Genomic DNA, 3,019 nt, shown 5'->3' on the forward strand with positions numbered 1-3,019 from the left:
GTCGGGAGGTAGACAAACATCTTGATCGAAGCGGATCAACATTTATTTATGTAAGGGGGTGCTTTCCGCCCCACCCTGTGGAGGAGTGGGGAAACCAGCACCCCCTTACCAACCCCCTTATGGTTGTTCAGTAATCAGGGTGAAAGTCCCTCCCGTCAGAGGATGACGTTATACCAAACCTACCCACATAGAGGTTAATCACCACTCTGGAAGCTGGGATTAGAGAAGAATCAGAGATATACTTACTACATCACACTGCTGCTAGGTAGGTCGTCATAGTTAGCAGAAAGCGAAATCAGCTGAAAAAGTGTCCAAGCCACAGTAAGGAAAGTCAGGAATTGGACTTTGGACAAAAATTGTGTCCGACGAGAATAATTTTCCGGTCCATTGTCTTGGTTTATAACCAATGTCTTAACTAGGGGAAATCGGCGTTGGTAAATTACAGGATGAAATTTGTAGGGGCAATCCCCCAATGATTAACCGGGGTAGGTTACACAGCCCTACCCCAAAATATAAATCATCCCATCAATTACCAACACCAATTTATTGACTGTGGTACAAACTTGTCGTCGTCAGGGGCGTTCTGTCATTGAATTCTTTGAGCAGTCCCTGGTGGCTAGGGTTTTAAGCGATCGCTCATCAAGTCTTTCTCTTATTCCTATTTTGCATACCTGAATCCTTACTATTTAAGTTTACAACTCAACATAATCTACATAATTTTTTTTTGCCCTTTGTTAAAGTCAATTGTTAATATTATTCTATAATGTATTTTTAATAGAACTGATATTATGGATTAAGATTCTCCTCTAGAACTGGAAATAGGTATAGTCAAATTTTGCCGACGTTTAGTAGCAGCTTCAGTTAAAAGAGATTCTGCAAAAGCTATAGCTTCTTGAGCTGGCCTACCACTAGCTAATTGTGCCAACTCTTCCCGCCGTTGATAATTATTTAGATTTTTAACTCTTACTATAGTCCGTACTTCAGAGTTTTGATTATTTAAGTTTAAGTCCATAGTAGATATTTCCTCGACTACTTGTTTACTGACATTAAAGTGATTATCAGCCATTGCAGCTACTATCGGTTGATGGGTTACACAGAGGACTTGATGTTTCCTACTAAGTTGATGTAGTTTTTCTGAAATGGCTCCTGCTACTCTTCCTGAGACTCCAACATCTATTTCATCAAATACTAGAGTACCAGATCCTTCTATTTGAGAAAAACAAGCCTTTAATGCCAATAAAAATCGACTCATTTCCCCACCAGAAGCTATTGAATTTAGAGGTTGTAGTGGTTCACCAGGGTTAGGACTGAAGCAGAATGTAATCTGGTCAGCTCCTGTGATTGTTGGGGTAGTGGGAGTAATCTCTACCTGAAATTTCACTTTTTCCATAGCGAGGGGTTTTAATTCCTCTACCAAATTTGTCTCTAATTTAGCAGCCGCACTATGACGTTTTAAGCTAAGTTCGCTACATTTATCTTGTAATTGTTTTTGAGTTTCTAGGTATACTTTTTCTAGTGCTTCAACAGACTCTCCACCATCTTGTAGTTCTTTGAGTTCTGCTTGTATTTTGTAATAATAATTAATAGCTTCTTCTAGGGTTGGACCATACTTGCGACAAATTTGTTTAAGTTCTTGAATTCTTTCTTCTACATCTTCTAATCTTTGGGGATCTGCTTCTAATTCTTCGCCATAACTACTAATTTGTCGGCTAGCTTCAACAACTTGAGATAAAGCTTCATTAATCATTTCCAATATAGGTTTTAATGTGGAGTCGTAGTTTACCATATCGTTTAAGATGGTTTCTGCTTCTCCAAGGAGGTCTGCTGCTGCTGAATTATCTCCTTCATTTTGATATAAAGCTTGATATATTTGATAGCTTTGATGTTGAAGTTCAACTGCATGACTAAGGCGTTGACTTTCTTGTGCTAGTTGTTCTAATTCTTGAGGTTCGGTAAGATTAGATTTATCTAATTCTTGTACTTGGTATTCTAATAAATCTATTCTTTGTAAACGTTTCTGCTCTGACTGGCGACGATTTTCTAATGTTGCTTTGGCTTTTTGAGCTTTTTGATAGGCAATACTTACTGCTTCTCGGCATTGTACTAGGGGATGACTACCATATAAATCTAGCCATTCCCTTTGGAGATTGGGATTTCCTAATTGTAGAGTTTGGCCTTGGGCTGTAATTTCTAATAGGCGGTCACGCAGTTGGTCCATTATTTTGCGATTGACCAGAATACCATTGAGACGAGACCTAGTACGGAGAGAGGTTTGAGCGCAAGTAATTTCACGACTACAGACTACTAATGTACCATCTACTGGATCTATTTCTTGATTTCCTAACCATTCGGCCAGGGATGAGTTTAGCTCAAAGGTTGCTTCTAAGATAGCTCGTTTAGTTCCTGTTCGGATTACACGACGGTCTACTTTTCCGCCTAGAGTTGCATCGAGAGCATCTAGGATAATGGACTTACCAGCACCTGTCTCTCCTGTGAAGACATTTAGACCAGGACTTAATTCTAGGTCTAGATGATCTATAAGGGCAAAGTTATTAATGCGAAGAGATATAAGCATTTATTCAAGGAGGTAATTAAGAAGGAAGAAGGAAGAAGGAAAAAGTGAAGATTAAATGTTTGCACTTTACTTTTATCCTGCTTCGGTCAAACATAATTTTTGAGTTTATGACTTGAATCTTTGACTAAAATTATGCCAGTAAATCCTCTCTTTTCTTGGAGGTCTTCTATTCAAGGAAGAAGGAAGAAGTGAAGATTAAATGTTTGCACTTTACTTTTATCCTGCTTCGGTCAAACATAATTTTTGAGTTTATGGCTTGAATCTCTGACTAAAATTATGCCAGTAAATCCTCTCTTTTCTTGGAGGTATTCAAGATAAAATTATAATATAGCAATCCTATTTAAATTGTAATATTTCTGTGGTAGTTAGGAGTCAGGAGTCAGGAGTCAGGACTCAGAATTTTTATAATAGTTAATATTGACGAAAAACCTTGAAAATTCTGAG

Annotated in this window: 2 protein-coding genes; one reads left to right on the forward strand and one right to left on the reverse strand. The window is 38.0% G+C overall.

Annotated elements, in window-relative coordinates:
- Nucleotides 1–552 precede the first annotated feature (552 nt).
- Complete coding sequence (locus F6K13_RS25955) at nt 553–675, forward strand: hypothetical protein (RefSeq protein WP_275670466.1); 123 nt, start codon at nt 553–555, stop codon at nt 673–675.
- Between the two features lie 118 nt (nt 676–793).
- On the opposite strand, the gene recN is transcribed toward F6K13_RS25955, so the two are convergent.
- Nucleotides 794–2,575 carry a DNA repair protein RecN gene (gene recN / locus F6K13_RS25960; RefSeq protein ID WP_124155811.1) on the reverse strand — a complete coding sequence of 594 codons (1,782 nt, stop codon included), beginning with the start codon at nt 2,573–2,575 and terminating at the stop codon, nt 794–796.
- Nucleotides 2,576–3,019 lie beyond the last annotated feature (444 nt).

The sequence above is a fragment of the Okeania sp. SIO2B9 genome, assembly GCF_010672505.1.
GTDB classification, from domain to species: Bacteria; Cyanobacteriota; Cyanobacteriia; order Cyanobacteriales; family Microcoleaceae; genus Okeania; species Okeania hirsuta.